This window comes from Pseudomonas sp. KH_046_1, assembly GCF_057839025.1.
Window position 1 is genome coordinate 4,369,975 of the sequence record NZ_CM174481.1, and the last position, 23,006, is coordinate 4,392,980.

Genomic DNA, 23,006 nt, shown 5'->3' on the forward strand with positions numbered 1-23,006 from the left:
GAGGACAAGCCCATGACTGACTGGCCGCTGGATCAGGTCTTCGACTTCAACGGACATCAGGTGCGCTACGCCATACGCGGCGACGGCCCGCCGCTGGTGTTCGTGCATGGCACACCCTTTTCTTCTTTCGTGTGGCACCGGATCGCGCCGTATTTCATGGCGACTCACCGCGTCTACTACTTCGATCTGCTGGGCTATGGGCAGTCGACGCAACCCGACGACGATGTCTCGCTCGGTGTGCAAAACCAGTTGTTGGCGCAGTTGCTGGAGCATTGGCGCCTGGATCGCCCCAACGTGGTGGCCCATGACTTTGGCGGCGCCACAGCACTGCGCGCGCACCTGCTCAATGGCAAGGATTACCGCAGCCTGACACTGATTGACCCGGTGGCTCTGACGCCTTGGGGTTCGCCGTTCGTGCAGCATGTGCGCCAGCATGAAGCGGCGTTCAGCGGACTGCCCGATTACATCCAGCGCGCCATCGTGCCGACCTATATTCGCGGGGCGATCAAGCGGGAAATTCCCGATGCCGAACTCGCCCCCTACGTTCAGCCGTGGTTGGGGGAGCCGGGGCAAGCCGCGTTCTACCGGCAGATCGGACAGATGGACGAGCGCTATACCTGCGAGGCCGAGAGCCTCTACCCGACGATTCGCTGCCCGGTGCAGATCCTGTGGGGTGAAGACGACCAGTGGATTCCCATCGAACGCGGACAGGCGCTGCATCGGATGATTCCCGGATCGCAGTTTTATCCGATACCCAACGCCGGTCATCTGGTTCAGGAAGATGCACCTGAAGCCATAGTCGCTGCGCTGCTGCGGTTTTTGCCACTGCAGAAATCTTCCTGAATAAACCCAATCCCCTGTGGGAGCGAGCCTGCTCGCGATGACTCTGGCACATTCAGCACCAAGGTGACTGACACTCCGCCTTCGCGAGCAGGCTCGCTCCCACATTTTGAACTGGCGGGATTCGCCGCTGGCGAGCTAACGTAAGGGTATCGCCTAAACGATTCGCCAAAAGGATCTGCCCGATGCACATCATCAATGCCCGTCTGCGCAACCAGGAAGGCCTGCATGAGTTGTACCTGGAAAACGGCCTGATCAGCAGCATCACCCGCCAGATCGAAGCCCCGACCCTGGGCCCTGACGATCTGGATGCCGGCGGCAAACTGGTGGTGCCGCCCTTTGTCGAGCCGCACATTCACCTCGACGCCACCCTGACCGCCGGCGAGCCGCGCTGGAACATGAGCGGCACGCTGTTCGAAGGCATCGAGTGCTGGGGCGAACGCAAGGCGACCATTACCCAGGAAGACACCAAGGCCCGGGCCAAGAAAACCATCCAGACCCTCGCCGCCCACGGCATCCAGCATGTGCGCACCCACGTCGACGTCACCGACCCGCAACTGACCGCGCTCAAGGCCATGCTCGAAGTGCGCGAGGAAAGCCGGCACCTGGTCGACCTGCAAATCGTCGCGTTCCCCCAGGAAGGCATCGAGTCCTACCGCAATGGTCGCGAATTGATGGAAGAAGCCATCAGCATGGGCGCTGACGTGGTGGGTGGCATTCCGCATTTCGAATACACCCGCGATCAGGGTGTCAGCTCGGTGAAGTTCCTCATGGACCTGGCCGAACGCAGCGGTTGCCTGGTGGACGTGCATTGCGACGAAACCGACGACCCGCATTCACGCTTTCTCGAAGTGCTCGCCGAAGAGGCCCGCAGCCGCGACATGGGTTCGCGGGTCACGGCCAGCCACACCACGGCCATGGGCTCCTACGACAATGCCTACTGCGCCAAGCTGTTTCGCTTGCTCGGACATTCGGGGATCAGCTTTGTCTCCTGCCCCACCGAAAGCATCCACCTGCAAGGTCGCTTCGACAGTTTCCCGAAACGCCGGGGCGTGACCCGGGTCAACGAGTTGCTGGAAGCGGGCATGAACGTGTGCTTCGGCCAGGACTCGATCGTCGATCCGTGGTATCCGCTGGGCAACGGCAACATCCTGCGGGTGCTCGAAGCCGGGTTGCACATCTGCCACATGCTCGGTTATCGCAACCTGCAAAGTGCGCTGGACCTGGTGACGGACAATAGCGCCAAAGCCATGAACCTCGGCGATCGCTACGGCCTTGAGCGCGGGCGGCCGGCGAACCTGCTGATTCTGTCGGCGGAAAGCGATTACGAGGTGATCCGCAGCCAGGGGTTGCCGCTGTACTCGGTGCGCGATGGCAAGGTGTTGATGAAGCGGACGATGCCGGTGGTGGAGTTCAGTGGGCTGAGCTGAGTCTGGTGTTGACGGGCTGGCCTCTTCGCGAGCAAGCCAGCTCCCACAGTGGTTATATGTCGTTCACAAAACCTGTGGGAGCGAGCCTGCTCGCGATGGCGATATCAACTTCAATCAATCATTCGAGCCGTACCAAACAGGCTGACCCGACTCAATTCCCCCAACTCCTCCTCCAGCAAGATCGGCGCCGTGCCACCCGGCATCGTCACCTTCACCTCCCCGGCGCCGACCCAGCCTACCCGCCAGGCCGCACAGGCCACCGCGCTGGCGCTGGTCCCCGACGACGCCGTCGGCCCCTCGCCCCGCTCGAATACCCGCGCGGCGATGTGTCCTTCGGACAAGCGCATTGCCCATTGCAGGTTGATTCCCGCCGGACAAGGTTTGCCTGCACCGACCGGCATGGCGTAGGCGATTCGCGTCAGCCCCTCACCCAGCACCGGCTCACGCATCTGCTCGTTGCTCGGCAGATCCCCGGCGCTTTCCACCAGCGTCACGCAATGGGGATTGCCGACCCGCGCGAACTGGCTGCGCGACCATGCGCTATTGAGTGCCGACAATGGTTCAACGTGGCTGAGTTCACGACCATTGAACATCGCCGTTGCAACTCCGTGAGCACTGACCGCCGACGGCCCGAACCGTGGCTGGCTCAGATCGAGCCAGAAACCCTTCACGCCCTCGACCTCTGCAACTTTCACTGAAGTCTGCCCCGGCGAAGGCGTATCAGCCTTGTCATGGTGAACCCTGAGCAGACAGGCTTCGTTCTGCGGCAACAGCCCTTGATCGCTGAGGGCCTGGGCAAAAATCGTCAGCCCGTTACCACTGCGTTCGGCCAGGGTGCCGTCGGTGTTGACGATCAACAGATCAAAGGGTGGCGACGACTGAAACGGTCCGACCAGCAAACCGTCGCTGCGATGATCCTTGCTGCCGGACGGTCGAGTGCCTGGAGCCCAACTGCAACAAGCCTCGATCGCGGCTATCGCCCAGGCTTCGAGGGTTTGCGCTGCCTGGCTGGCCTGATCGGGCAGGTCGATACCCTGGCGGCGCAATTCTTCGGGCGCTACCACGATGTAAATGTTGCCCCGTGCATCGTACCGCTGCGCCATGGAGCCCTCCGTGTGTGATTGGAATGGCTCAACATATCGCGAAAAACAGCGGCACTGTGCAAGGATGTTGCCCTGTTTGACCGTAAAACTTTCCGGGCACTGATCGAACCCTCACAGGCCGATCACTGTCCGTTGAGGACGCGACGCTTTTTGCCAAGGATTGTTATGACCAGCCTCAATAGCCAAACCACCTTCGTTCCCGGCCGCCTGGAACAGATGTCCACACGCATCGCCTTTTTCATCGCCGGGGTCGGCATCGCCGCGTGGGCGCCGCTGGTGCCTTATGCCAAGGCCCGGGCCGGACTGGATGAAGGCACCCTGGGATTGTTGCTGCTGTGCCTGGGGGTGGGTTCGATCCTGGCGATGCCGTTGGCCGGGATCCTGTCCACACGTTTCGGCTGCCGGCGGGTGACGACCGGCGGGACCCTGCTGATCTGTGCCGCCCTGCCGCTGCTGGCGACGGTGTCGTCGATTCCGGCGCTGATCGCCGCGTTGTTCATGTTCGGCGCGGGGCTCGGCACCGTGGATTCGACGGTCAACCTGCAAGCGGTGATCGTCGAGCGCGCCAGCGGCAAAAACATGATGTCGGGTTTCCATGGCCTGTTCAGCCTGGGCGGGATTGTCGGTGCGGCGGGTGTCAGCGGGTTGCTTGGCCTGGGGATTTCCCCCCTGGGGGCCACGCTGGTGGTGATCGTATTGCTGCTGATCGCGCTGGCCAGGGCCGTGCCGCATCTGTTGCCCTACGGCAGCGAGAGTTCGGGACCGGCGTTTGCGGTGCCCCACGGCATCGTCCTGTTCATCGGTGGCATGTGCTTCATCGTGTTCCTCGCCGAAGGCGCGGCGCTGGACTGGAGCGCGGTGTTCCTGACACAGGAGCGTGGCATCGACACGGCGTATGCGGGGCTCGGTTATGCGGCGTTTGCCTTGACCATGACGGCCGGGCGTTTGACCGGCGACAAAATCGTGCGACGCCTGGGCGCGACGCGGGTGATTGTGTTCGGCGGGCTGACGGCCGCCGCAGGCTTGTTTCTGGCGACGTTCGCGCCAAGTTGGGAGGCAGCGCTGGCGGGTTATGCGCTGCTGGGGGCCGGTTGCTCGAACATTGTGCCGGTGCTGTACACCGCGGTCGGCAAGCAGACGGTCATGCCCGAAAGCATCGCCGTGCCGGCCATTACCACCCTGGGTTATGCAGGCATCCTGGCAGGCCCCGCCGTCATCGGCTTCGTCGCCCATGGCAGCAGCTTGAGCTTTGCCTTTGCCTTGATGGCGCTGTTGCTGGTGGCGGTGGCCGTTGGCGGGAGAGTGTTGAAGGTCTGAAAAGCTTCGCGAGCAGGCTCGCTCCCACATTGGATCTGTGTCGCTCACAAATTTTGTGTGCACAGAAGATCTACTGTGGGAGCGAGCCTGCTCGCGATGGGGTCCACTCGGTCTATCAGAACCCGACACTGGCCTGCACAAAGAACGTGCGCGGTGCACCGACGTACATCCCCGAGTTGTTGTCGCTGGAACGGGTGAAGTACTGCTTGTCGAAGATGTTCTTCACTCCCGCCCCCAGTTTCAGATTCGACACCTGCGGACCGAAGTCATAGCCGGCACGTGCGTTCCAGAGCACGTAACCCGGGATATCACCGAACTGGCCGTCAGCGGTGCCTTCGGTGATGTAGTTGCCGTTGAAGCTGCCATCGGCGTTCACGCCGGTGCCCGGCGAGCGCTGCTTGGACTGGGCGAACGCATCGAGGTTGTAAGTCCAGCGGTTGACGTCGTAACGCAGGCCGGCGGTGGCCACCTGACGAGAGTAGAACGGCAGGTCACGGCCCTTGAAGCCCGGGATCTCACCTTCGTAGGTGGCGCGGGTGTAGGTGAAACCTGCGTTGGCGGTCAGGCCGTCCAACATCGGGTTCAGCGCGGCCATGTCGTAGTGCACCGAGGTTTCGATGCCCTGGTGCTTGGTCGCGCCGAGGTTGGTCCAGCCCACATCGTTGCTGATGTACTGCAGTTCGTCGTCGAAGTCGATGTAGAACAGCGTCACCTCACCGCCCCACACGTCATCGTTGTAGCGCGTACCGATCTCGTAGGTCTTGGCCTTTTCCGGCTCCAGGCCGTTGGCGGGCTCATTACCGATACCGCCCTGCCCCAATTGGAAGTACTGCAGCGCGCCGAACGAGGTTTCGTAGTTGGCGAACAGCTTCCAGGCATCGGACATGTGATACATCACGCTCAGGGCCGGCAGCGGCTCGTTGCTCTCGATGCTGCGTTTTTTCTCCGGCACCCGTTTACCGGCGTTATCGAGCACCGGGCGGTCATGCCAATCGGTGCTGATGTGCTCGAAGCGAATGCCTGGCGTGACCGTCCAGTTGCCGACGTCGATCTTGTTGTCGACGTAGACCGAATTGGCCTCGGTTCCACCGGTGCGGTCCTGATAGACATGACCGTCCGCCCCCGGACGCACGACCGGCTCGTTGTTGACCAGCGCCACACGACTGGCTTCTTCGTGCATGGCTTCCTTGAGGTAGCGATAACCGACGCTGACTTCCTGGGTGGTCGGGCCCACATCAAACACATGGGACACCCGTGGTTCGATACCGTAGGTGTAGTAGCTGCGCGGATAGGAGTTGAGTGTGCTCAGGTCGCGGGAGGCAATGGTGCTGCCACGGAAACTGTCGGTGTAGTAGGTCAGCACTTCGGCCTGGGTGCGATCGTCGATCTGCCGCACCCACTTGAATGACACATCCTTGCGGCGGCCGCTGAAGCTGTCGTGGTCGCGCACCGACTGGAACGGGTCGGCGTCGTACTGCGCCTGGGTCAGGCCGCCGGGCATGTCGGCCTTGGCGTCGTAGTAGTGGAAGTTGAGGCTGAAGTCGTCGACATCGGTCGGCGCCCAATGGGTCTTGAGGATCACGTCGTCGATGTCGTTGCCGTTGTTGCTTTCACGGTAACCGTTGCCGTTCACCCCGGAGTACAACAGCGCTACGCCCATGCCGTTGTCGGCGGTACCGCCCATGAACGCGGTGTCGATGTGCTTCCAGCCACCGTGCTGCGAGGTTTCCAGGGTGGTGCCGATTTCCGCCGAGGCTTTTTCCGGGATCGCGCGGGTCACGAAGTTGATCACGCCGCCAACGTTTTGTGGTCCATAGCGAACGGAGCCGGCACCGCGTACCACGTCGATGCTGTCGAGGTTGCCGGAGGAAATTGGCGCCATGGACAGTTGCGGCTGGCCGTAAGGCGCGAACGCCGCCGGGATGCCGTCGATCAGCACGGTGGAGCGAGGCGACAGGCGCGAAGTCAGTCCGCGCACGCCCACGTTCAGGGAAATGTCGCTGCCACCGGTGCCGTTGGCGTCCTGCACCTGCACGCCAGGAACGCGTTTCAACACGTCGCCAACGTTCATCGCACCCTGCTCGATCATGGCTTCACGGCGTACCACCGTGCGTGCGCCGGGGTGGTTCTGCACCACGGCGGCATCGGCGTCGCCGAGCCAGTCGCCGACCACCTTGATGTCAGTCACGCCCAGTTCCAGTGGGCCGTTGGCCGCCGAAGTCGGCGCCGGCATCAACGTCACCGAACCTTCATCGATCTGGTATTGCAGGCCGCTGCCTTGCAGCAACTGGCGCAGCGCGTCTTCCGGAGAAAGGTTGCCATCCACCGCCGGAGCCTGCTTGCCGGCAACCAGTTCAGGGCTGAAGAACACCTGAAGCGAGGTTTGCTGGCCCAACTGACTCAGGGCTTGTCCCAAAGGTTGCGCCGGGATGCGGATGGCGTCGGCGGCAAAGGCCTGGGGCAACGCAATATTGACCGCCAGCGCGAGGGCCAGCGGCAACCAGGGGAGTTTGTTGTTTTTAGCGGTGGAGTTTTTCACGTCGAACGTAATCCTGTGGATCGCAAGAGTGTGCGTTTGTTAATGCAAACCAGTTGCAGTTGAACAGGAAGACGATGAACTCGAAAAAAACCTGAATTTTATTTTGAAATTATTTCCTGGCTGCCATCGCCAAGGGTGCGCACGGCCACCGGCAGGATGCTCGGCAAGGCCTTGAGCAGCGCGTCGGTGTTGTCGGATTTGAACACGCTGGTCAGGCGCAGATAGCCCACCGCTGCGCTCGCGACCTTGAGCGGTTTCTCCCGATAACGCGAGACCTGCTCGGCGACATCGGCCAGGCTGGCGTTGTTGAACACCAGTTTGCCGCTGCGCCAGGCAGTCATTTCCGCCGGGTTGACGGCATAGGCGGCGACAACTTTGCCCTGGGCATCGACGTGGGTGCCAAGGCCTGCCGTCAGATTGATGAAATCGTTATCGGCGGCATCACGCCCTTGAACCTTGACGGTGCCCTGCTCCACCACCACCCGGGTTTCGCTGGCGCCATGGCGTACATCGAATCGGGTGCCGGTGACCGTGACCTTGCCATTGCCCGCCGCGACCACGAAAGGTCGACTGGTGTCGTGCTCGACGCTGAACATCGCTTCGCCTTCGCTCAGTTCAACGTTTCGTTGATCCTTTTCAAAGCGCACCAGGATCCGGCTGCGGCTGTCCAGATCCACCACCGAGCCGTCCGGCAACGCCACATGGCGGCGCTCATTCAGGGCTGTTGAAAACTCGGCGGTGTAAGGCGCCGGATGATTGAAGTCGCTGAACAGGCCCAGGCCAAGCGCTACCGCGAGCACGCTGGCGGCCACCGCGTAACGCAGCACCGGACGACGCTTTTTCAGGGCTGGCGGGGTTTCACACAGGGCCCGCAAACGCGCCGCCGGCACCAGGTCGGCGGCGCTCCACAAGCCCTGGATCACTTCGAATTCGTTGCGGTGCTGGGCGTGCTGGTCCAGCCAGGTCTGAAACCGGCGACGCACTTCGACATCGACGACAGGCTCCTGCAAACGCACAAACCACTGCGCCGCGTCATCGCGAACCGCTGTTTGCCCGCACGCACAATCACGAGTATCCATCATGGAAGTTCCTGTTTGGCTGGGGAGGAGAAGGCGCGGCCGGTCATGACTGCAACCCGTCCAGGCGATCACGCAGGTGCCGAAGCGTGCGGATCATATACTTTTCCACCATGTTCTTGGACAGCCCCAGGCGTTCGGCGATTTCTGCCTGGGTCAGGCCCTCGATTTTCTGCCAGACAAACACCTTGCGGCAGTTGACCGGCAGCTCGGTGAGCGCCCGTTCGATGGAATCCGCCAACTGGATCGCGTGCATGAAATGCTCCGGGTCGCCGGTCGGCGACTCACTGAGATCTATCGCCTCTGACTCCATGGCGCCCCGCCGGTCCTCACGCCGATAACCATCCACGGCAATGTTGCGCGCGGTCTGGTGCAAATACGCCCGGGGCTGTTGCACCACCGCCGAATCGGACTCAAGCACCCGCACGAAGGTATCGTGGGCCAGGTCCTCGGCCTGCTGCCGATTCCTCAGGCGACGGGTCCAGGTGCCAACCAACTCTTCGTAATGCTCGAAAAAGCCGTGTCTGCGGGGCAGCTTGAGGGTCATTGCGGTGTGCTGTGGAGACGGGCGTGAATAGTAATGCTTCCTATTAACTTGAAGCAATGGTTTGCGGCCCCGTGGACGGGTACTTTGTCTGCTTGCCAATCTGCCATCCGTCAGGAAAGCTCAATTGCGGCACAGAACCAAAGAAATCTGGCAGGCATTCAAATGCAGCCATTGACGGGTTGTAACAAAGTGCAGGAATGCCCGTACCCGGCTTTTCCCCAGGAATTCACCCATGTTCAGCCCCAATGCGTCGCCCAAAAGAACACCGCTTGCCCACCTGGCCCTGGCCATCACCTTGAGCGCCCTCGGCCTGCCTTTCTGGGCGAACACTGCCCAGGCCCACGGCGGTCAAGCCGACATGGTGCCGCTGCAAGCGGGTCTTGAGGAATTTGGCGCCACGGTGAAATGGGACGACTACGCCAATCTGTTCACCATCGCCAAGGACGGGGTCTACCTCAAGGTCAAGCCCGACAGCAAAGTGGCGATGCTCAACGGCAAGCGTATCGAGCTGACGGTGCCGGTGGTGTTCAAGGACCATACGGCGTTCATGCCCAAGGACTTTATCAACCAGGTGTTCCAGTCCGGGCTGGACAAGACCTTCGTCGTCGAGACCCGCCCCAACCCGCTCAATCCCCTGAGCGCAGCCGAAATCACCACGGCCGTAGACATCGTCAAGAAATCGGAAAACTACAAGCCCGGCTTCCGCTTCACCGAAGTCTCGGTCAAGGAGCCGCCGAAGGATCAGGTGTGGAACTTCGTCTTCACCGGGAAAAACGTCGCCCAGCCGCGTGAGGCCTCAATCGTGGTGCTCGACGGCAAGCACGTGATCGAAGCGCTGGTCGATCTCGACAGCAAAGAACTCAAGTCCTGGAAGCCGATCGAAGGCGCCCACGGCATGGTGCTGCTGGACGACTTCGCCACGGTGCAGACGGCTGTGGAAACCAGCCCGGAATACGCCCAGGCCCTGGCCAAGCGCGGCATCAACGACGTGAAGAAGGTCGTGGCCACGCCGTTGACCGTCGGTTACTTCGACGGCAAGGACGGCCTGGCACAGGACAAGCGCCTGCTGAAAATCGTCAGCTACCTCAACACCGGTGACGGCAACTACTGGGCGCACCCGATCGAGGGCCTGGTGGCGATTGTCGACCTGGAACAGAAGAAACTGATCAAGATCGAAGACGAAGCGCTCATTCCGGTGCCGATGAAACCGACGCCTTATGACGGGCGCGGACGCCAGGGCGTGGCGGTCAAACCGCTGGAAATCATCGAGCCCGAGGGCAAGAACTACACCATCAGCGGCAACAGCATTCACTGGCAGAACTGGGACTTCCACGTTCGCCTCGATTCGCGGGTCGGGCCGATCCTGTCCACCGTCACCTACGACGACAAGGGCAAGAAACGCAAGATCATGTACGAAGGCTCGCTGGGCGGCATGATCGTGCCTTACGGCGACCCCGACGTCGGCTGGTACTTCAAGGCCTACCTCGATTCCGGCGACTACGGCATGGGCACCCTGACTTCACCGATTGCCCGTGGCAAAGACGCGCCGCAAAACGCCGTGCTGCTGGACGCGACCATCGCCGACTACACCGGCGCACCGACCGCGATCCCGCGCGCCATGGCGGTGTTCGAGCGCTACGCAGGCCCCGAATACAAACACCAGGAAATGGGCCAGCCCAACCTCAGCACCGAGCGTCGTGAACTGGTGGTGCGCTGGATCAGCACCGTGGGCAACTACGACTACATCTTCGACTGGGTCTTCCAGCAGAACGGCACCATCGGCATCGACGCCGGCGCCACCGGCATCGAAGCGGTCAAGGGCGTGAAATCGAAAACCATGCACGAAGACACCGCCAAGGAAGACACACGCTACGGCACCCTGCTGGACCACAACATCGTCGGCACCACGCACCAGCACATCTACAACTTCCGTCTCGATATGGACGTGGACGGCGAGCAGAATTCGCTGGTGGAAGTGAACCCGGTGGTGCTGCCGAACGACCGTGGCGGCCCGCGCACCAGCACCATGCAGACCGAAACCAAAGTCGTCACAACCGAGCAACAGGCGGCGCAGAAATTCGACCCGTCGACCGTGCGCCTGCTGACCAACTCCAGCAAGGAGAACAAGGTCGGCAACCCGGTTTCCTATCAGCTGATTCCGTACGCCGGCGGCACGCACCCGGTGGCCAAGGGCGCCAACTTCGGCAAGGACGAATGGCTGTACCACCGCCTGAGTTTCATGGACAAGCAACTGTGGGTGACCCAATACAACCCCGAGGAAAAGTACCCGGAAGGCAAGTACCCGAACCGCTCGGACAAAGACTCGGGCCTGGGGCAGTTCACCCAGGACAACCACTCCATCGAGAACACCGACGATGTGGTCTGGCTGACCACCGGCACCACCCACATCGCCCGCGCCGAAGAATGGCCGATCATGCCGACCGAATGGGTGCACGTACTGCTCAAGCCATGGAATTTCTTCGATGAAACGCCGACCTTGAACCTCAACGCACCGAAGTAACCAGGCCGAACGCAAAACCCTGTAGGAGCGAGCCTGCTCGCGATGGTCGTCAACGATAACGCGCCAATTCAATAGAATCGCGGTGTCCTTGAGTTCTTCGCGAGCAGGCTCGCTCCTACAGGGTTGGCCGGAACCGATCAGGCATACCGCTTGCGATACTCCCCCGGCGCAATGCCGAAGCGCGACTTGAACGCGGTGGAGAAGTAGCTCGAATCGGAAAACCCCCACGAGTAACCCAGCACCGACAACTTCTCCTCCTTGCCCGAACGGCGCAGGGATTCGGCGCACAGGTCCAGGCGTCGGTTCTTGATGTAACGCGCCACCACCAATCCCTTCTTGGCAAACATCCGGTACAGGCCCCGGGTGGACATGCCGACTTCCCGCGCCAGCCATTCCGGGCACAGGTCTTCGGAGCGAATGTTGTCGTCGATGCAGGTCAGCGTCTTGCGGAAAATCCGCTCGTGGGAATCGCTGCTGTCGTCGGCCTGGCTGATCGCCGGGCGCAGCAGGCTGACAATCGCCTCCAGGGTCGCTTCGCTTTCCTGGCGGGTCAGGTGCTGCTGACGGGTGGCATCGAGGATCAGCCGGTGCGAGAGCATCGCAATGGGCGAAGTCGCGGCAATCCGGTGACCGCACTTGACCTGATTGAAGCGCAGGGTTTGCTCGACCAGTTGATATGGCAGGATCAGCGACAACTGCCGGGAGTTTTCGCCGTAGGTGAAGTCGCTGGGCCGCGCGGCATCGATCAGCGTGATGTCGCCGGGGGACAGCAAGACCTTGTCGTCGCCCTGGGCCATGCCCGCTGTGCCGTCGAGCTGGAACACCGCAAAATACTTGCCGCCCTCGCCTGCCGCGACTTCCTGGGGCGTACGGTACAAACGCGCCTGGCACGCGTCGACGAAGCTGAGCTTGAGCGCATCGCTCTGGTATTCGCGGATGCGCCCGGAAAATTCGCTGCCCAGGGGTTGTGCGCTGAAGGCGCCACAGATCTGGTTGATCTGGTGGATCCACTGGTCGAACCCATCATGGCGCTGTGCTGTTGTAGAAATCATGTCAGGCCTCACGCAGGCTTATTTTTATTGTCTACGTCAATCCACACGACATCGGATGCTTCGAGTCTCCTGAACCGCACCATTCCCTGAACAATGACGTGCTATTTCAGTCCGCCAAAACGCCGATAGAAGCTTTCACCCACATCCGGCAGCGGGCCGTCGGCCGTTTCCAGTGCGGCGTTCAGCCATTCTTCGGCCTTGGCGAAGATCAAACGGTAAATGTTGCGGCACAACTGGCGGGCGGCGCGGCCTTCCCAATCGCCGGGCAGCAACTCGTCCGGCAGTTGCGGGTCGCGCAGCAGCAGCTTGCGGTACTCGTGAATCAACAGCACCCGCGCCAGGAAGCAGTCGGCCGGTTGCAGGTTTTCCTGCTCGCGCAGGGCTTGCCACAGTGGCCGGAACAGCTGGATGAACTCGCTGTAGTGCGCCGCCAGCTCCTCGATGTTCCAGCTCTCACGCACTTGCAGGCGCAGGGCCTTGGAGGCCAGTACGTCCTGGGCGGTGGTTTCGAAGACGATGGTGTCTTCCTGGACGCCGAGGTCGAGCAGGGTCGCGTTGACGTCAGAACGGTCGCTGCGCGGACAGGCCAGCACCACCGGCGAAATCGCGCCGAAGCCTTGCCACTCAAGTTCCTCGCGCACCTGTTTGCGTTTGTCCTGGGTCAGTTGCGAGAGCATCACCAGGCACCAGGAGCCATCCCAGGCCGGCATCGTGGTGCTGTAGACCCGCTTGAAGGCCTTGTCGAAACGCCGGCGGCCGGTGCCGGTCAGGCTGTAGTAGCTGCGACGACCGACTTTCTCGGCAGTCAGCCAGCCTTCCTTGGTCAGGCGAAAAATCGAGGTGCGGATCAGCCGCTCGTTGATGCCGATGGGTTCGAGCAACTGAATCAGGCTGCCCAGCCAGACGGTGCCGCCATGGGGTTCTATGGCATCCCCGTACAACGTGATGATCAAGGAGCTGGCGCGGATCGGCGTCTGCTCCTGGAAGCGGGTAATCAGATGGTTCAAGGGAGTCAGGGACGACATGGGCGTTCCGTGCGGAAAAAGAAAAGGAATATACCGAAAGCCAACCGGTTAAGCCCAACCCCTTGTAGGAGCCAGCCTGCTGGCGATGGTGTGTCAGTCAACGCCAAGGTAGCTGACCCACCTTCGCCAGCAGGCTGGCTCCTACAAGGGGCCGTGTTCACAAGGCACTGCCTTTGGGCCGCAATCCACTGTCACTGATACGCGGACGATTCGGCTCCGGTTCGCTCAGCGGTTCGCAGACCTGCATCTGCGTAAGGCAACGCTGGGCCAGTTGCTGATATTCCCGGGTGCCGGCCTGTTTCCATGCCACTTCCTGATCGCTGAGGCTGCGCTTGATGCTGGCCGGTGCGCCCATGACCAGCGACTGCTCCGGGCATTCGAAACCGGCCTTGACGAACGCCGCCGCCGAAACGAATGAACGCGGGCCGATCCGGGCGTTGTCCATCACCACCGCATTCATGCCCACCAGCGCATCGGCGCCGATCCGGCAACCGTGCAGTACCGCGCCGTGGCCGATGTGGCCGTTGCGCTCGACCACGGTGTCGCTGTCGGGGAAACCGTGCATCACGCAGGTGTCCTGCAGGTTGGCGCCCTCCTCCAGCACGATCCGCCCGAAGTCCCCGCGCAGGCTGGCCAGCGGGCCAACATAGCAATGGGGGCCGATGATCACGTCACCGATCAATACGGCGGACGGGTGCACATAAGCGCTCGGGTCAACCACCGGAGTCAGGCCATCAAGGCTGTAGCAGGTCATGGAAGCTTCCTTCACAAAGCGATGCAAATAATGACAAACTTTGTATCACATCATTTTTAACAGCACAAAGACTAAAAAACCGTATCACTTGAAATGCACCTTTCCGACGGATGTCCACACGTCCCTAAAATTGCCGTAAAACCCAATGTTTTCTAGGTAAAACCCGCTATCCACCACCCTTAAGCAGGAAGCCTGAAAATCAAAGCCCCCACCAATAAGACACATTAAATCTATTTTCGTATTGCGTTTACGTATCACGTTATAGCTATACTTGGGCAAAACCGGCCCCTGCGGCCGATCCAATAACGAGCCGGCACCACGCCGAGCATGCACCGTGAGAGCATCCGCCATGCCTCTGACCCTTGCCGTCGAATTGATCGAGCCTGGCGTCCGCCTGATTACCCTGCAGCGTCCGCAAGCCCTGAACGCCTTGACCACCGAGTTGCTGGGCGAACTGGCCGCTGAACTGAACATCGCGCAAACCGACCCCGACACCCGAGCCGTGGTCCTTACTGGCAGCCGCAAGGCCTTCGCCGCCGGCGCCGACATCAAGGAAATGGCCGAACGCAACTTGGTCGGCATCCTCGACGACCCGCGCCAGGCTTCGTGGCAAACCATCACCCGCTTCAGCAAACCGCTGATCGCCGCCGTCAACGGCTTCGCCCTCGGCGGTGGCTGCGAACTGGCGATGCACGCCGACATCATCATTGCCGGTGAAGACGCCCGCTTCGGCCAGCCGGAAATCAACCTCGGGATCATGCCCGGCGCCGGTGGCACCCAACGCCTGCTGCGCGCCGTCGGCAAATCCATGGCCATGCAAATGGTGCTGACCGGCGAGCCGATCGACGCCCGCCAGGCCCAGCGCGCCGGCCTGGTCAGCGAAGTCACCCAACCGGAATTCACCGTCGAGCGCGCCCTGCACATCGCCCGCAGCATCGCGACCAAGGCACCGCTGGCGGTGCGCCTGGCCAAAGAGTCGCTGCTCAAGGCCATGGACACCGACCTGGCCAGCGGCCTGCGTTTCGAGCGTCACGCCTTCACCGTGCTGGCCGGCACCCGCGACCGCGACGAGGGCATTGCGGCCTTCCAGGAAAAGCGCAGCCCGACTTTCACCGGGCAATAAAGCGGCCACCGACATCCGAATTCGAACGACTGCCAAGAGAACGCCAAGACCATGAACTTCGAACACATCCTGTTTTCCATCGACGCCGGCGTCGCCCTGCTCAGCCTCAATCGGCCGGAGCAGCTCAACAGCTTCAACACCCAGATGCATGGCGAAGTGAAGGAAGCGCTCAAGCAAGTGCGGCAGAACCCGGACGTGCGCGTGTTGCTGCTGACCGGTGAAGGCCGCGGCTTCTGCGCCGGGCAGGACCTGAGCGACCGCAATGTCGCGCCGGGCAGCGCCGTGCCGGACCTGGGCGAGTCCATCGAGAAGTTCTACAACCCGCTGATCCGCCAGTTGCGCGACCTGCCGCTGCCGGTGATCTGCGCGGTCAATGGTGTGGCGGCCGGGGCTGGCGCCAACATTCCGCTGGCTTGCGATCTGGTACTGGCGGCACGTTCGGCCAGTTTCATCCAGGCGTTCTGCAAAATCGGCCTCCTCCCCGATTCCGGCGGCACCTGGACTCTGCCGCGTCTGGTGGGCATGGCCCGCGCCAAGGCCCTGGCCCTGCTGGGCAACCGCCTGAGCGCCGAACAAGCCGAGCAATGGGGCTTGATCTACCAATGTGTGGACGACGCCGATTTGCGCGACGAAGCCCTGAAACTGGCCCGCCACCTGGCGACCCAGCCGACCTACGGCCTGGCGCTGATCAAGCGCAGCCTCAACGCCAGCCTGAGCAACAGCTTCGACGAGCAGCTTGAGCTGGAAAAAGACCTGCAGCGCCTGGCCGGGCGCAGCGAGGACTACCGCGAAGGCGTCGGCGCCTTCATGGAAAAACGCACCCCAGTTTTCAAGGGGCGCTGAGTCATGACCGCACTGAACACCAACGCACGCATCGCCGTGATCGGCGCCGGGGCCATGGGTGCCGGTATCGCCCAGGTCGCGGCCCAGGCTGGCCATCCGGTATTGCTGCTGGACAACCGCCCTGGCGCAGCCGCCCAAGCGATTGAAGGCATCGACCGGCAGCTGGGCAAACGGGTCGAAAGCGGCAAGCTGTCGGCCGAATCGCGCAGCGCAACCGTCGCCCGCCTGCAAGCGGTGGAAGCCATCGAGACCCTGGTCGACTGCGATCTGATCATCGAAGCCATCGTCGAAAACCTTGAGGTCAAGCGCGCGCTGTTCCGCCAGCTCGAAGGCATCTGCGGCAAGCATTGCATCCTCGCCAGCAACACCTCGTCGCTGTCGATCACCAGCATTGCCGCGCAGCTTGAGCATCCACAACGCCTGCTCGGCCTGCACTTCTTCAACCCGGCGCCGGTGATGGCGCTGGTGGAAGTCGTCTCCGGCCTGGCCAGCGATCCGACACTCGCCGAGTGCCTGTACGACACCGCCAGGGCCTGGGGCAAAAAACCGGTGCACACCCGCTCGACGCCGGGTTTTATCGTCAACCGCGTGGCCCGGTCGTTCTATGCCGAAAGCCTGCGGATGCTTCAGGAAGGCGCGGCAGATTGCCCGACCCTGGATGCGTTGATGCGCGAGGCCGGCGGCTTTGCCATGGGCGCGTTCGAGCTGACCGACCTGATCGGCCATGACGTCAACTACGCCGTGACCTGCTCAGTGTTCGACGCTTATTACCAGGACACGCGCTTCCTGCCGTCACTGATCCAGAAAGAACTGGTGGACGGCGGGCGCCTGGGACGCAAGAGCGGCCAGGGTTTCTACAGCTACGCCCAAGGTGCAGAGCGCCCGTACGCCGCTGAAATCAGCAGCGCTGCGAAGGTCTCGGTTTGTGCTGTGGAAGGCGACCTCGGTATCGCTAAAGGCTTGCTCGCACGCTTGCATGAACAAGGCGTCGAGATCATCCAGCGCGATGGTCAAGGCTTGCTGCGGGTCGGTGATGCCGTGCTGGCCTTGAGCGACGGACGCATGGCCTGTCAGCGGGCTCGCGAAGACGGGCTGCGCAACCTGATCCTGCTGGATCTGGCGTTCGATTACGGAAATGCCAAACGCATCGCCATCAGCCATGCGGCAGGCATTGACCCGCTGGCACTCGAACAGGGTATTGCCCTGCTGCAACGGGCCGACCTCAAGGTCAGCCTGCTCAGCGACAGCCCGGCCCTCGCCGTCCTGCGCACCGTGGCCATGCTCGCCAACGAGGCAGCCGACGCCCTGCTGCAAGGCGTGGCCTCGGCCGTCGACATCGACCTGGCCATGCGCGCCGGGGTCAATTATCCGCAAGGGCCGCTGGCCTGGGCCGATGCCATTGGCCTGGCGCACATTCTTGAAACGCTGGAAAACCTGCAAGCCAGTTATGGCGAAGAACGCTACCGGCCGTCGCTGCTGCTGCGCCGTCGCGTCGCCGAAGGGAGAAACTTCCATGACTAACCATGAAGCCATGACCCTGGCCAGCGACTGCGCACAATCGCTGTTCCAGCGCGACGCCGCCAGCCAGGCCATGGACATGCGCCTGCTGTCGGCCGGCCCCGGCTGCTCCCGGGTCGGCATGACCGTGCGGGCCGATATGGTCCAGGGCCACGGCACGTGCCACGGCGGCTACCTGTTCGCCCTCGCCGACTCGGCGTTCGCCTTTGCCTGCAACAGCTACAACGAAGCCACCGTGGCCATCGGTTGCAGCATCGACTACATCGCCCCGGCACGCCTGGGCGACACGCTGAACGCCAACTGCATCGAGCAGAGCCGTTCCGGTCGCACCGGCAACTACGACGTGCGCATCGAAAACCAACAGGGCCAGTTGATCGCCCTGTTCCACGGCAAATCCTACAAAGTGCGCGGCCCGGTGCTGACGCAGGAGACCCCCAATGAATGACGCCCTGATCATCGACGCAGTTCGGACCCCGATTGGCCGTTACGCCGGTGTCCTGAGCAGCGTGCGCGCCGACGACCTCGGCGCGGTGCCCCTGCGCGAACTGCTGCGCCGTCACCCGCAAGTAGACTGGAACACGGTCGACGACGTGATCTATGGCTGCGCCAACCAGGCCGGCGAAGACAACCGCAACGTCGCACGCATGTCGGCGCTGCTGGCCGGGTTGCCGGTCAGCGTGCCGGGCACCACCCTCAATCGCCTGTGCGGCTCCGGGCTGGATGCCATCGGCACCGCCGCCCGCGCCATTCGCAGCGGCGAAACCGGGCTGATGCTGGTGGGTGGCGTCGAATCCATGTCCCGCGCGCCGCTGGTGATGGGCAAGGCCGAGCAGGCGTTTTCCCGTGCGGCCGAGATTTTCGACACCACCATCGGCTGGCGCTTCGTCAATCCGCTGATGAAAAAGGCCTACGGCATCGACTCCATGCCGGAAACGGCGGAGAACGTCGCCGAACAGTTCAACATCTCCCGGGCCGACCAGGACGCCTTCGCCCTGCGCAGCCAGCAACGCGCCGCGGCCGCCCAGGCCAATGGGCGCCTGGCCAGGGAAATCGTCGCGGTGGAAATTCCCCAGCGCAAAGGCCCGGCCAAAGTGGTCGAGCACGACGAACACCCGCGCGGCGACACCACCCTTGAGCAACTGGCCAAACTCGGCACGCCGTTCCGCGAAGGCGGCAGCATCACCGCCGGCAACGCCTCCGGGGTCAACGACGGTGCCTGCGCACTGCTGCTGGCCAGCCCGGAAGTCGCCAAACGCCACGGCCTGACCGCCCGTGGCCGGGTCGTGGCCATGGCCACCGCCGGCGTTGAACCACGGATCATGGGCATCGGCCCGGTGCCGGCCACCCGCAAGGTGCTGGAGGTGGCCAACCTGAGCCTGGCCGACATGGACGTGATCGAACTCAACGAAGCCTTCGCCGCACAGGGTCTGGCGGTGCTGCGCGAGCTGGGCCTGAGCGACACCGATCCACGGGTCAACCCCAACGGCGGCGCCATCGCCCTGGGCCATCCACTGGGCATGAGCGGCGCACGTTTGGTCACCACCGCCCTGCACGAGCTGGAAGAACGTAACGGCCGCTACGCCCTGTGCACCATGTGCATCGGTGTTGGCCAGGGGATCGCGCTGATCATCGAGCGTCTATCCCACTAAAGAATCGCGATTCCCGGGGAGCCGAGAGGTATCCTTGGGGCATGCACTCAAAGCCCTTGTGCAAAAGGGCTGGAACACAAAAACAATTCGAGTGAACACATGAACATGCCAATAGCCAAAGCCGTGCTGGACCCTGTGCTGGACCCGCTGGAAACCGCCAGCATCGACGAACTGCGCCAGCATCAGCTGGAGCGCCTGCGCTGGAGCCTGAACCACGCCTACAACAACGTGCCGCTGTACCGTCAGCGTTTCGATGCGCTGGGCGTGCACCCCGATGACATCAAGTCCCTCGACGACCTGGCGAAATTCCCTTTCACCACCAAGTCCGACCTGCGGGACAACTACCCCTACGGCATGTTTGCCGTGCCGATGCACGACATCGTGCGCCTGCACGCCTCCAGCGGCACCACCGGCAAACCGACCGTGGTCGGCTACACCCAGAACGACATCGACACCTGGGCCAACGTGGTGGCGCGCTCGATCCGCGCCGCCGGTGGCCACCGTGGCGACAAGGTGCACATTTCCTATGGCTACGGCCTGTTCACCGGCGGCCTCGGCGCGCACTACGGCGCCGAACGCCTGGGCTGCACCGTTATCCCGATGTCCGGTGGCCAGACCGAAAAACAAGTGCAGCTGATCAAGGATTTCCAGCCGGACATCATCATGGTCACGCCGTCCTACATGCTCAACATCGCCGACGAAATCGAGCGCCAGGGCATCGACCCACACAAACTGGCCCTGCGCCTGGGCATCTTCGGCGCCGAACCATGGACAGCCGAACTGCGCAGCGCCATCGAGGCGCGCTTGGGCATTACCGCCCTGGACATCTACGGCCTCTCGGAAATCATGGGCCCGGGCGTGGCCATGGAGTGCGCCGAAACCAAGGACGGCCCGACCATCTGGGAAGACCACTTCTACCCGGAAATCATCGACCCGGTCACCGGTGAAGTGCTGCCGGATGGGCAGATGGGCGAACTGGTGTTCACCTCATTGAGCAAAGAAGCCCTGCCGATGATCCGCTACCGCACCCGCGACCTCACGCGCCTGCTGCCGGGCACCGCGCGGCCGATGCGGCGCATTGACAAGATCACCGGGCGCAGCGATGACATGCTGATCATCCGCGGCGTTAACGTGTTTCCGACGCAGATCGAGGAGCAGGTTCTCAAAGTTAAACAACTTGCCGAGTGCTATGAGATCCATCTGTATCGCAATGGCAACCTGGACAGCGTGGATGTGCATGTCGAACTCAAGGCTGAGCACCAGCACCTGAGCGAAGAACAGCAGAAGGCTGTTTGCGGGGAGTTGAGCAAGCACATCAAGACGTATATCGGGATCAGTTCGCGGATTGTTTTGCAGCCGTTTCATTCGATCAAGCGGTCGGAAGGCAAGGCTTGCCACGTGTTGGATAAACGTCCGAAAGCATGACTGCTGCACCCTTTATGGCCCCGCTTTTTGCGGGGTTTTTTTTTGGGTTTTGGTTTTGAGTTTCGTGTGTATATCCGTTTCTTCGGTAACGGCCGCTAATGGTTCCGCTCTTACAGCGGGTTACTTGGAAAAGCCCCAAGTAACCAAGGGCTCTTGCCCCTGACATTCGGTGCCTCGCCTAGGCTCGGCATGCCCTCGCTCCGGTCCTGCTCCGTGGGCCCGCCGCCATCGGCCATCCATGGCCGGCGGCAGCTAACCCGGCATCCATGCCGGGTTGCCCACTGCGCAGAACCTCCACTCGGCCTCACGAGGGGGCAAGAAGATCAAAAGCCAAAGCCAAAGCGAGGCGGCCTACCGGCCGGCCTGATCGCGGGGTTCGTTCACCTGTGATGCAACTGGTCGGCTGGCAGGCCGCCTTCGCGAGCAGGCTCGCTCCTACAGAAGAACAAAGACAGAGCAGCCCACACCACCGCGTCGCTCTTCACCACTCATCAGGCCGAGCGTTAGCTCGCCTGCAGCTCTTGATCTTGATCCACCCGCCCCCTCGGGAGGCTGAGCGGAGGTGTTCATCCGGGGACTGGCGCGCAGCGCCGTTCGACGCAGTCGAACTCATTGCATGTAGGTCGCGCGAAGCCGACCGGAGGGCAATGCCCCCGGATGAATGCCGGAGCGAAGGAACCCCGAGCCTTAGCGAGGGGCCGTACGTAAGGGGCGAGACCTTTGGTTCCTTTGGGGCGTTTGCCAAAGGGACTCGCCGTAAGGGCGAAACCGCCAGCCGCCGCTACCGAAGAAACGGATATGTACCCCCTCCCAAAGAACCATCACCCCCAAAGCGATACAAAAAACAAATACGACACGTCATTTTGTGTTTGATATTAAATTCTGTATCGCTTATAAAGTTCCCCATGCCCCAGAACAGATTCAAGGCGGGAACTCAAAAATGTACGCACAGCTCGTAGAAACCGGCGTCAAGCGCATCAAAGCCCTCTCGGAAATGTCCGAACAGGAACGCGCCTTCCAGGAAAGAATCGATTCAGAAATCAAGATCGAAGCCAAGAACTGGATGCCAGATGCCTACCGCCAGACCCTGATCCGGCAGATTTCCCAGCACGCCCACTCCGAAATCGTCGGCATGCTGCCCGAAGGCAACTGGGTCACCCGCGCGCCGTCGCTCAAACGCAAACTGCAACTGATGGCCAAGATCCAGGACGAAGCCGGCCACGGCCTGTACCTGTACAGCGCCATGGAAACCCTGGGCGCCGACCGCGATGAAGAAGTCGCCAAGCTGCACAGCGGCAAGGCCAAGTACTCGAGCATCTTCAATTACCCGACCCTGAACTGGGCCGACATGGGCGCTGTGGGCTGGCTGGTGGATGGCGCGGCGATCGTCAACCAGGTGGTGCTGCAGCGCACCTCCTACGGCCCGTATTCCCGGGCGATGATCCGCATCTGCAAGGAAGAGAGCTTCCACCAGCGCCAGGGCTACGAAATCCTCCTGACCATGATGCGCGACGGTAACCAGGCGCAAAAAGACATGGTCCAGGACGCGATCAACCGCCTGTGGTGGCCGTCGCTGATGATGTTTGGCCCGAGCGACGAACACTCGCCGAACAGCGCCCAGTCCATGGCCTGGAAAATCAAGCGCCAGAGCAACGACGAACTGCGCCAGCGCTTCATCGACCAGACCATTCCGCAGCTTGAACTGTTGGGCTGCACCTGCCCCGACCCGGACCTGAAGTGGAACGCCGAACGCGGCCACTACGACTTCGGCGACATCCAGTGGAACGAATTCTACGAAGTGCTCAAGGGCAACGGCCCGTGCAACCAGGAACGTGTCGCCACCCGCCGCAAGGCGATGGAAGACGGCGCCTGGGTTCGTGAAGCCGCCGTCGCCCACACCCGCAAAAAACAAAACAAGAACGCCGCCTGATCCGGCCACCTGATGTGGAGTAACTGAAATGTCCGAGTGGACCCTCTTCGAAGTTTTCGTGCGCAGCAAGCACGGCCTCAACCACAAGCACGTCGGCAGCGTGCATGCCGCCGACACCACCATGGCCATCGAGAATGCGCGCGAGCTCTACACCCGTCGTAGCGAAGGCGTAAGCCTGTGGGTGGTGCCGTCGGCATTGATCACCGCCTCGTCGCCGGATGAAAAAGACCCGCTGTTCGATCCGTCGGACGACAAGGTCTACCGCCACGCCAGCTTCTACGAGCTGCCGGCCGAAGTCGGGCACATGTGAGGTC

19 protein-coding genes are annotated in these 23,006 nt (G+C 62.2%); 12 read left to right on the forward strand and 7 right to left on the reverse strand.

Annotated features, from left to right (window positions below; all coding sequences use genetic code 11):
- Positions 1 to 12 precede the first annotated feature (12 nt).
- Both AC3IT9_RS20120 and codA read left to right on the forward strand, forming a co-directional pair.
- The gene (locus AC3IT9_RS20120) at positions 13 to 843 is read left to right on the forward strand and encodes an alpha/beta fold hydrolase (RefSeq protein WP_489270831.1); all 831 of its coding nucleotides are present in this window, start codon (positions 13 to 15) and stop codon (positions 841 to 843) included.
- Between the two features lie 182 nt (positions 844 to 1,025).
- Positions 1,026 to 2,270 carry a cytosine deaminase gene (gene codA, locus AC3IT9_RS20125; RefSeq protein WP_150725785.1) on the forward strand — a complete coding sequence of 415 codons (1,245 nt, stop codon included), beginning with the start codon at positions 1,026 to 1,028 and terminating at the stop codon, positions 2,268 to 2,270.
- A gap of 110 nt (positions 2,271 to 2,380) precedes the next feature.
- Here codA and AC3IT9_RS20130 read toward each other — a convergent pair whose 3' ends face one another.
- Positions 2,381 to 3,373 carry a diaminopimelate epimerase gene (locus AC3IT9_RS20130; protein WP_489270833.1) on the reverse strand — a complete coding sequence of 331 codons (993 nt, stop codon included), beginning with the start codon at positions 3,371 to 3,373 and terminating at the stop codon, positions 2,381 to 2,383.
- Between the two features lie 165 nt (positions 3,374 to 3,538).
- Here AC3IT9_RS20130 and AC3IT9_RS20135 point away from each other — a divergent pair, with 165 nt between their 5' ends.
- On the forward strand, positions 3,539 to 4,690 hold the full coding sequence (locus tag AC3IT9_RS20135) for an MFS transporter (protein ID WP_489270834.1): 1,152 nt from the start codon (positions 3,539 to 3,541) through the stop codon (positions 4,688 to 4,690).
- Positions 4,691 to 4,805: 115 nt separating this feature from the next.
- Here AC3IT9_RS20135 and AC3IT9_RS20140 read toward each other — a convergent pair whose 3' ends face one another.
- From AC3IT9_RS20140 to AC3IT9_RS20150, 3 genes are all read right to left on the reverse strand, one after another.
- Positions 4,806 to 7,229 (reverse strand): TonB-dependent siderophore receptor, encoded by a 2,424-nt coding sequence (locus AC3IT9_RS20140; RefSeq protein WP_489270836.1) that lies wholly within the window; start codon positions 7,227 to 7,229, stop codon positions 4,806 to 4,808.
- A gap of 98 nt (positions 7,230 to 7,327) precedes the next feature.
- Entirely contained in the window at positions 7,328 to 8,311 is a 984-nt protein-coding gene (locus AC3IT9_RS20145; protein ID WP_489270837.1) for a FecR family protein, read from the reverse strand.
- A 40-nt stretch (positions 8,312 to 8,351) separates the two neighbouring features.
- On the reverse strand, positions 8,352 to 8,852 hold the full coding sequence (locus tag AC3IT9_RS20150; protein WP_057713991.1) for a sigma-70 family RNA polymerase sigma factor: 501 nt from the start codon (positions 8,850 to 8,852) through the stop codon (positions 8,352 to 8,354).
- A 232-nt stretch (positions 8,853 to 9,084) separates the two neighbouring features.
- Here AC3IT9_RS20150 and tynA point away from each other — a divergent pair, with 232 nt between their 5' ends.
- The gene (gene tynA / locus AC3IT9_RS20155; RefSeq protein ID WP_489270838.1) at positions 9,085 to 11,373 is read left to right on the forward strand and encodes a primary-amine oxidase; all 2,289 of its coding nucleotides are present in this window, start codon (positions 9,085 to 9,087) and stop codon (positions 11,371 to 11,373) included.
- 137 nt (positions 11,374 to 11,510) lie between these two features.
- Here tynA and feaR read toward each other — a convergent pair whose 3' ends face one another.
- The 3 genes from feaR to paaY form a co-directional block, all read right to left on the reverse strand.
- Positions 11,511 to 12,425, reverse strand: a complete 915-nt coding sequence (feaR, locus tag AC3IT9_RS20160; RefSeq protein ID WP_489270839.1) for a transcriptional regulator FeaR — start codon at positions 12,423 to 12,425, stop codon at positions 11,511 to 11,513.
- A gap of 101 nt (positions 12,426 to 12,526) precedes the next feature.
- A complete protein-coding gene (gene paaX, locus AC3IT9_RS20165; protein ID WP_150725778.1) occupies positions 12,527 to 13,450 on the reverse strand; it encodes a phenylacetic acid degradation operon negative regulatory protein PaaX in 924 nt (307 codons plus the stop codon).
- A 157-nt stretch (positions 13,451 to 13,607) separates the two neighbouring features.
- A complete protein-coding gene (paaY, locus tag AC3IT9_RS20170) occupies positions 13,608 to 14,204 on the reverse strand; it encodes a phenylacetic acid degradation protein PaaY (RefSeq protein ID WP_489270840.1) in 597 nt (198 codons plus the stop codon).
- A 349-nt stretch (positions 14,205 to 14,553) separates the two neighbouring features.
- Between paaY and paaF the strand changes: the two genes are divergently transcribed.
- The 8 genes from paaF to paaB all read left to right on the forward strand — a co-directional run bounded on the left by paaF (position 14,554) and on the right by paaB (position 23,002).
- A complete protein-coding gene (paaF, locus tag AC3IT9_RS20175; RefSeq protein ID WP_489270841.1) occupies positions 14,554 to 15,327 on the forward strand; it encodes a 2,3-dehydroadipyl-CoA hydratase PaaF in 774 nt (257 codons plus the stop codon).
- Between the two features lie 51 nt (positions 15,328 to 15,378).
- Complete coding sequence (paaG, locus tag AC3IT9_RS20180; protein ID WP_489270842.1) at positions 15,379 to 16,170, forward strand: 2-(1,2-epoxy-1,2-dihydrophenyl)acetyl-CoA isomerase PaaG; 792 nt, start codon at positions 15,379 to 15,381, stop codon at positions 16,168 to 16,170.
- A 3-nt stretch (positions 16,171 to 16,173) separates the two neighbouring features.
- Positions 16,174 to 17,691: a 3-hydroxyacyl-CoA dehydrogenase PaaH gene (paaH, locus tag AC3IT9_RS20185; RefSeq protein ID WP_489270844.1), complete on the forward strand. Its 1,518-nt coding sequence runs from the start codon at positions 16,174 to 16,176 to the stop codon at positions 17,689 to 17,691.
- Positions 17,684 to 18,133 (forward strand): hydroxyphenylacetyl-CoA thioesterase PaaI, encoded by a 450-nt coding sequence (paaI, locus tag AC3IT9_RS20190; RefSeq protein ID WP_489270845.1) that lies wholly within the window; start codon positions 17,684 to 17,686, stop codon positions 18,131 to 18,133. Before paaH ends, paaI begins: the two co-directional genes overlap by 8 nt.
- The gene (gene pcaF, locus AC3IT9_RS20195; RefSeq protein WP_423503113.1) at positions 18,126 to 19,337 is read left to right on the forward strand and encodes a 3-oxoadipyl-CoA thiolase; all 1,212 of its coding nucleotides are present in this window, start codon (positions 18,126 to 18,128) and stop codon (positions 19,335 to 19,337) included. Before paaI ends, pcaF begins: the two co-directional genes overlap by 8 nt.
- 99 nt (positions 19,338 to 19,436) lie before the next feature.
- Positions 19,437 to 20,762 carry a phenylacetate--CoA ligase PaaK gene (gene paaK, locus AC3IT9_RS20200; protein ID WP_150725772.1) on the forward strand — a complete coding sequence of 442 codons (1,326 nt, stop codon included), beginning with the start codon at positions 19,437 to 19,439 and terminating at the stop codon, positions 20,760 to 20,762.
- 940 nt (positions 20,763 to 21,702) lie between these two features.
- Positions 21,703 to 22,692, forward strand: coding sequence for a 1,2-phenylacetyl-CoA epoxidase subunit PaaA (gene paaA, locus AC3IT9_RS20205; RefSeq protein WP_489270846.1), 990 nt, complete (start codon positions 21,703 to 21,705; stop codon positions 22,690 to 22,692).
- Positions 22,693 to 22,720: 28 nt separating this feature from the next.
- Positions 22,721 to 23,002 carry a 1,2-phenylacetyl-CoA epoxidase subunit PaaB gene (gene paaB, locus AC3IT9_RS20210; protein WP_007943393.1) on the forward strand — a complete coding sequence of 94 codons (282 nt, stop codon included), beginning with the start codon at positions 22,721 to 22,723 and terminating at the stop codon, positions 23,000 to 23,002.
- The last annotated feature ends 4 nt before the right edge of the window (positions 23,003 to 23,006 follow it).

Coding starts and splice junctions, on each gene's coding strand:
- AC3IT9_RS20120 (WP_489270831.1), top strand. CDS start 13: ATGACTGACTGGCCGCTGGATCAGGTCTTCGACTTCAACGGACATCAG.
- codA (WP_150725785.1), top strand. CDS start 1,026: ATGCACATCATCAATGCCCGTCTGCGCAACCAGGAAGGCCTGCATGAG.
- AC3IT9_RS20130 (WP_489270833.1), bottom strand. CDS start 3,373: ATGGCGCAGCGGTACGATGCACGGGGCAACATTTACATCGTGGTAGCG.
- AC3IT9_RS20135 (WP_489270834.1), top strand. CDS start 3,539: ATGACCAGCCTCAATAGCCAAACCACCTTCGTTCCCGGCCGCCTGGAA.
- AC3IT9_RS20145 (WP_489270837.1), bottom strand. CDS start 8,311: ATGATGGATACTCGTGATTGTGCGTGCGGGCAAACAGCGGTTCGCGAT.
- AC3IT9_RS20150 (WP_057713991.1), bottom strand. CDS start 8,852: ATGACCCTCAAGCTGCCCCGCAGACACGGCTTTTTCGAGCATTACGAA.
- tynA (WP_489270838.1), top strand. CDS start 9,085: ATGTTCAGCCCCAATGCGTCGCCCAAAAGAACACCGCTTGCCCACCTG.
- feaR (WP_489270839.1), bottom strand. CDS start 12,425: ATGATTTCTACAACAGCACAGCGCCATGATGGGTTCGACCAGTGGATC.
- paaX (WP_150725778.1), bottom strand. CDS start 13,450: ATGTCGTCCCTGACTCCCTTGAACCATCTGATTACCCGCTTCCAGGAG.
- paaY (WP_489270840.1), bottom strand. CDS start 14,204: ATGACCTGCTACAGCCTTGATGGCCTGACTCCGGTGGTTGACCCGAGC.
- paaF (WP_489270841.1), top strand. CDS start 14,554: ATGCCTCTGACCCTTGCCGTCGAATTGATCGAGCCTGGCGTCCGCCTG.
- paaG (WP_489270842.1), top strand. CDS start 15,379: ATGAACTTCGAACACATCCTGTTTTCCATCGACGCCGGCGTCGCCCTG.
- paaH (WP_489270844.1), top strand. CDS start 16,174: ATGACCGCACTGAACACCAACGCACGCATCGCCGTGATCGGCGCCGGG.
- paaI (WP_489270845.1), top strand. CDS start 17,684: ATGACTAACCATGAAGCCATGACCCTGGCCAGCGACTGCGCACAATCG.
- pcaF (WP_423503113.1), top strand. CDS start 18,126: ATGAATGACGCCCTGATCATCGACGCAGTTCGGACCCCGATTGGCCGT.
- paaK (WP_150725772.1), top strand. CDS start 19,437: ATGAACATGCCAATAGCCAAAGCCGTGCTGGACCCTGTGCTGGACCCG.
- paaA (WP_489270846.1), top strand. CDS start 21,703: ATGTACGCACAGCTCGTAGAAACCGGCGTCAAGCGCATCAAAGCCCTC.
- paaB (WP_007943393.1), top strand. CDS start 22,721: ATGTCCGAGTGGACCCTCTTCGAAGTTTTCGTGCGCAGCAAGCACGGC.